Origin of the sequence: Cupriavidus sp. SIMBA_020, from assembly GCF_046535395.1 — a bacterium.
Taxonomy (GTDB): domain Bacteria; phylum Pseudomonadota; class Gammaproteobacteria; order Burkholderiales; family Burkholderiaceae; genus Cupriavidus; species Cupriavidus campinensis.
The window spans coordinates 1-235 of record NZ_JAWRWU010001701.1 but is presented as its reverse complement, the minus strand read 5'-3'; the positions used below and the strand labels follow the sequence as shown (position 1 = coordinate 235).

Below are 235 nucleotides of genomic sequence, written 5' to 3'. Positions count from 1 at the left end.
CGAGAACCACTGCCGCCGCACTTGCCGCGCGACGAGATCGAACTCACACCTGATTCGGCTTGCCCCATATGCGCGACTGCAATGCAGTGGCTCGGCGAGGATGTCTCCGAGCAACTCGCCCGCGTGGCGGCCGCGTTCAAAGTGACCCGCACGATCCGCCACAAGCTGTGTTGCCCTGATTGCGGCCACATCAAACAGCCCGCAATGCCTAGCCTGCCGATCGAGCACAGCATCG

1 protein-coding gene is annotated in these 235 nt (G+C 63.4%); it reads left to right on the top strand.

The window, feature by feature from the left end; translation table 11 throughout:
- On the top strand, positions 1-235 hold a 235-nt coding region (locus tag SB751_RS35405), incomplete at both ends, for an IS66 family transposase zinc-finger binding domain-containing protein (RefSeq protein ID WP_410749665.1).